This is a genomic window from Candidatus Erwinia dacicola (assembly GCF_001756855.1).
GTDB classification, from domain to species: domain Bacteria; phylum Pseudomonadota; class Gammaproteobacteria; order Enterobacterales; family Enterobacteriaceae; genus Erwinia; species Erwinia dacicola.
Window position 1 is genome coordinate 1 of sequence record NZ_MAYS01000460.1, and the last position, 4,814, is coordinate 4,814.

A 4,814-nucleotide genomic window follows, 5' to 3' on the forward strand; every position below is an offset into this window, starting at 1 on the left:
AGTGCCTGTAGCTGCTGCGATGGACGTCAAAAGTCTGGCACAACGCAGCGACCGGATACCTCGCTCTCAGCCTGTCGACTACCGTGAACCGTTGAGTGCGTCCGACATTAAGAGCGCCGTAGCCTTTTTTAGGATTTCGTTCTCCATTTCAAGGCGTTGTATTTTCTTCCTCGCCTCACGCAGCTCGAGCTGTTCTGGCGTCAGAGGAAGCCCGGCGGGCGTTTTCCCCTGGCGCTCAAGTCGCAACCCAACGGGGGATAGCCGAATGGCTTACGTTAACTGCCTCTGCGGCCTTAGCGTAGGTATAGCCGTGGTCGACAACTAACTTCGCCGCTTCGAGCTAAATTCTGGCGTGAAATTTTTAGCCATTGGGTCACCTGTGGTGTTGGGAAGGTGAGAATATCACCTTCCGATCAGGTGGCCAGTATCAGTGTGCCACTACAGATGGCAGAAAATCTGCGTGGTGAAGAAGGAGCCGTCACTGACTAAAGATGAACTGCTTGCTCACTGCAAGAAGCATCTGACAAGATATGAAATTCTTAAAATTATTGAGTTCCATAACTAGCTGCCGAAGACCAACATCGGCAAAATACCGCATCGCGAACTGCGCGAGGAAACCATCAAGACGGCCCAGCCCATAGGTTGATCGCCAGTGGCTTTTCCTGCTAACGTACAATGCTGGGCTACTCAGCATTTTTATTGTTAACGCCAGCTGACTACAGGGCAATGGCCCCTGTGGCGAGAGAATACAAATTTGAATTACACCATGGTCACCACCAATGAGACGTTAGCCGAGGTCTGCCTGCGCGCCAGTCAGGTTCCGGCGCTGGCGTTGGATACTGAATTCGTCCGTACCCGTACCTATTACCCGCGTCTCGGTTTAATCCAGCTGTTCGACGGGGAGACTATTTCACTGATCGACCCGCTGCCGATCACCGACTGGATGCCGTTCCGCGATCTGCTGGTCGATGCACAGTGCATCAAATTTCTGCATGCCGGGAGTGAAGACCTCGAAGTGTTTCATCACGAGTTTGGCGTGCTGCCGCAGCCGATGATCGATACGCAGATCCTCGCTGCCTTCAGCAACCGCCCGCTGTCGTGCGGTTTCGCGACAATCGTTGAGTCCTTTACCGGCATCGCGCTGGATAAAAGCGAGTCACGTACTGACTGGATAGCCCGCCCGCTAACCGAAAAACAGTGCCAATACGCCGCCGCTGATGTGTTCTATCTGCTGCCGATTGCGCATAAGCTGATGGCAGAGACCGAAGCAGGAAGGCAGATGGATGCGGCGCTGGATGAGTGCCAGCTGCTGTGCAAGCGCCGTACCACGCTGCTTGACCCGCAGGATGCTTGGCGTGAAATCAGCAATGCCTGGCAGCTGCGCCCACCTCAGCTGGCCGCGCTGCGCTTGATGGCTGCTTGGCGGCTTGAGCTGGCACGCGAGAATGATATGGCGGTAAACTTTGTGGTACGCGAAGAGAACTTGTGGAAAGTCGCCCGCTTTATGCCGGGTTCACTGGGCGAGCTGGACCATCTGGGGCTGGCCGGGCAGGAGATCCGTTTCCATGGTAAAGCGCTGGTCGCAATGGTAGCGCAGGCCAATGCATTGAGCGAAGCAAAGCTACCGCAGCCGTTGCCGAACTTGGTTGACTATCCAAACTACAAGCAGGTTTTCAAAGGGTTAAAAGCCCTGATCGCGGAGGCAGCTGAACAGCACGGCGTCAGTCAGGAACTGCTGGCATCGCGCCGTCAGATCAATCAGCTGCTGAGCTGGTACTGGAAATTGAAACCACAAACGACTAAGCCGGAGCTGGTGGATGGCTGGCGTGGGAAACTGCTGGAAAGCGGCATCAACGAGCTACTCGCGGCGTACTAAACCCCAAAGAAATTTTCCCCTGCTGCGATAGCAGGGGAAAATCAGGAGCGGTTGGGGATCATTTCGGTGTGTCTTCCGCTTCTGTCTCTGGCAGGGTGATGTTCAACTCGAGAATAGAGATGTCATCATCTTTCTGATCCAGCTTAACGCTCAGCATCTCTGGATCAATTTTCACGTATTTGCAGATCACTTTCAAAATGTCCCTTTTCAGCTGTGGCAGATAGTGGGGCTCACTGTCGCCCCTTCTGCGTTCCGCCACAATAATCTGCAGCCGCTCCTTGGCTATATTGGCTGTGCTCTTTTTACGGGATAAAAAGAAATCGAGTAAGGCCATGGTTTATCCCCCAAACAGGCGTTTCAGGAAACCCTTCTTATCTTCTTCAATGAAGCGGAAGGGAAGTTCTTCACCGAGCAGACGGTCAACGGTATCGGCATAAGCTTTACCTGCATCTGATTCAGCGTCTAGGATAACTGGCTCACCTTGGTTTGAGGCGCGCAGCACGGACTGGTCCTCCGGAATGACGCCGGCCAGTGGAATACGCAGAATTCCCAGTACGTCTTCCATGCTCAGCATGTCACCGCAGTTAACACGGCCCGGGTTATAACGGGTCAGTAACAGATGCTCTTTAATCGGGTCCTGGCCATTCTCCGCACGACGTGATTTGGAGGACAAGATACCGAGAATACGGTCGGAGTCACGCACTGACGACACTTCCGGGTTGGTGGTGATGATCGCTTCGTCGGCAAAATAGAGCGCCATCAGGGCACCGGTTTCAATCCCCGCTGGGGAGTCACACACCACGAAATCGAACTCCATGGTGCCGAGGTCATTCAGCACTTTTTCTACGCCTTCGCGGGTCAGTGCATCTTTATCACGGGTTTGCGACGCTGGCAGAATAAACAGGTTCTCGGTGCGTTTATCTTTGATTAACGCTTGGTTCAGCGTGGCATCACCCTGAATCACGTTAACAAAGTCATAAACCACACGGCGTTCACAGCCCATAATCAAATCGAGGTTACGCAGGCCGATATCGAAATCGATAACGACAGTTTTTTTACCTTTCTGCGCCAAACCGGTAGCGATGGCCGCGCTGGACGTGGTTTTACCAACGCCTCCCTTACCCGATGTAACAACAATAATGCGTGCCATATAGTAATTTCCTTAAGAAAAGAAAGGGCTCGTGAGCCTAGCTCAGTTCAATGTTTGTATAGTCAGGACACCATCTTTGAGACAAAGACGCGACGCTTTTCCGAGAAATTCAGCAGGGATCTGGTCCATAATCCAGTAGTTACCGGCTATGGAGACCAGTTCAAGTTCAGCTGATAAACTGGTACAAAAAATCTGGCAATTCTTATCGCCGGAGGCGCCAGCCAGCGCACGCCCACGCATCATGCCGTAAATATGAATATTGCCATCCGCGATCAGTTCAGCACCGGCGCTTACGCTGTTAGTGACGATAAGATCGCTGTTTTTGGCATAGATTTGCTGCCCGGAACGCACCGGTGTGGAAATAATCCGGGGTTTGGTGCTAGGTAACTCAGTCGGGGCAACCGGCACCGGCAGTGCAGCTGCCTCAGCATTTTTCTTCTGCTCTTTGCCTTCGTTCAAGACGGGCAGGCCCGAGAGCGCAATCATGCGTTTTAACTGCTCATCCTTGCACCCGCTGATGCCAACAATATGTAAACCTGTCGCCACGATAGCCTGCTGCATCAGCCGCCAGTTGACTTCGCGCGAGAGCGACGACACGTTGACGACCACGGGTGCATTTTTCAGAAAGGCCGGAGCCTGGCTGACCTTCTCCTTCAGTGCCCGACGCACGGTATCAGGATCGGTGTGGTGCAAATGAACGACCGACAGCGTAAAACTACTGCCCTTTAACTCGATTGGCGATTGTGACATCTGTCCCGCTCAGTCCTGTTATTTCTGACCCCAGCTAAATCAACCCCACAAGACGGTGATATAATCAAAGCTGTGAATATTCCGAAGTTCTGCAAGCATGTTATAGTTACTGTAATATTCAGGCAAGCCACCATCCCGCTTAATTCGAGTGAAAAATATGTTTTGTGTGATCTACAGAGTCCCCAGCGTGACCAGACTTGTCTTTATGTCGAAAAAAGACGATTTCTCCCGCGTTCCCGAAGTCTTACTGAAAGGGTTTGGTAAACCGCAGTTGGCAATGCTGCTGCCGCTTGACTACAAGTAAGAAACTGGTGGGTGTGGATATTGAGAAAGTGAAAGCGGCGCTGCGTGATGAAGGCTTTTATCTACAGATGCCGCTGCCAGTAAAAAGTCTGCTTAAGATACACTTGGAAAATGGGAAAATGATAAAAAAGTTTAATTAGGATCCGTCTGCAAATATATCTCCACCATTCAGAATCCTCCTGGATGTTTTTAATTTGACGGTGGAGAGTGTAAAAAAAGGATGCCGCATGAAGCTGTCAGTCCTGCACACTTTATTGTTCACCGTCGCCTTGGCTGGCTGTGCCGCCAGTAACCACGCCGCTCCGGCCTCCGAAACCCCAGAACCCGCAGCTAAATCTGCCGTCAGCCCCACTCCTTCTGGTGGCTTTCTGAAGCAAACCCAGAGCAGCAGCACCTTGGTGCAACCGGGTGCGCGATCCCGCAGTGTTCTCGGGCGGCACTGTTGCAAAGATCTGGCGATGGTAAACTGATGCCACTGTTTAGTTGAAGGAGCAGCACATGAACCCATTTAAAGGTCGACATTTTGAGCGTTATATTATCCTGTGGGCCGTCCGCTGGTACTGCAAATATGGCATCAGTTATCGTGAGCTGCAGGAGATGCTGGCTGAGCGAGGGGTAAATGTCGATCACACCACGATTTATCGATGGGTTCAGCGTTCTGCACCTGAGATGGAAAAGCGGCGGCGCTGGTACTGGCGTCAACCTTCCGGTTTTGGCTCATGGCATCTCGATGAA

The 4,814-nt window shown here is 52.3% G+C and carries 5 protein-coding genes and 3 pseudogenes; 4 read left to right on the forward strand and 4 right to left on the reverse strand.

The features are described from left to right. Window positions 1-78: 78 nt before the first annotated feature. Window positions 79-246: a hypothetical protein gene (locus tag BBW68_RS20790; protein WP_186821333.1), complete on the reverse strand. Its 168-nt coding sequence runs from the start codon at window positions 244-246 to the stop codon at window positions 79-81. A 205-nt stretch (window positions 247-451) separates the two neighbouring features. Between BBW68_RS20790 and BBW68_RS19910 the strand changes: the two are divergent. Together BBW68_RS19910 and rnd are read left to right on the forward strand one after the other, a co-directional pair. Then, window positions 452-646 (forward strand): annotated as a pseudogene (locus tag BBW68_RS19910) (AMP-binding enzyme); the annotation flags it as partial. A gap of 120 nt (window positions 647-766) precedes the next feature. Further along, entirely contained in the window at window positions 767-1,876 is a 1,110-nt protein-coding gene (gene rnd, locus BBW68_RS12275; RefSeq protein ID WP_070135585.1) for a ribonuclease D, read from the forward strand. A gap of 58 nt (window positions 1,877-1,934) precedes the next feature. On the opposite strand, the gene minE is transcribed toward rnd, so the two are convergent. Genes minE through minC form a run of 3 tightly spaced genes read right to left on the reverse strand, consistent with a single transcriptional unit; the run spans window position 1,935 to window position 3,776 of the window. Continuing rightward, complete coding sequence (gene minE, locus BBW68_RS12280; RefSeq protein WP_070135586.1) at window positions 1,935-2,210, reverse strand: cell division topological specificity factor MinE; 276 nt, start codon at window positions 2,208-2,210, stop codon at window positions 1,935-1,937. A 3-nt stretch (window positions 2,211-2,213) separates the two neighbouring features. Then, on the reverse strand, window positions 2,214-3,026 hold the full coding sequence (gene minD, locus BBW68_RS12285) for a septum site-determining protein MinD (RefSeq protein WP_070135587.1): 813 nt from the start codon (window positions 3,024-3,026) through the stop codon (window positions 2,214-2,216). A gap of 42 nt (window positions 3,027-3,068) precedes the next feature. After that, entirely contained in the window at window positions 3,069-3,776 is a 708-nt protein-coding gene (gene minC / locus BBW68_RS12290) for a septum site-determining protein MinC (protein WP_070135588.1), read from the reverse strand. Window positions 3,777-3,933: 157 nt separating this feature from the next. On the opposite strand from minC, the pseudogene BBW68_RS12295 reads away from it, so the two are divergent. Then, window positions 3,934-4,219, forward strand: a pseudogene (locus BBW68_RS12295) (YcgL domain-containing protein). Window positions 4,220-4,577: 358 nt separating this feature from the next. Then, a pseudogene (locus BBW68_RS12305) lies at window positions 4,578-4,814 on the forward strand (IS6 family transposase); the annotation flags it as partial.

Excerpts from the sequence above, each read along its gene's own strand:
- rnd (WP_070135585.1), top strand. The coding sequence starts at position 767 with ATGGTCACCACCAATGAGACGTTAGCCGAGGTCTGCCTGCGCGCCAGT.
- minE (WP_070135586.1), bottom strand. The coding sequence starts at position 2,210 with ATGGCCTTACTCGATTTCTTTTTATCCCGTAAAAAGAGCACAGCCAAT.
- minD (WP_070135587.1), bottom strand. The coding sequence starts at position 3,026 with ATGGCACGCATTATTGTTGTTACATCGGGTAAGGGAGGCGTTGGTAAA.
- minC (WP_070135588.1), bottom strand. The coding sequence starts at position 3,776 with ATGTCACAATCGCCAATCGAGTTAAAGGGCAGTAGTTTTACGCTGTCG.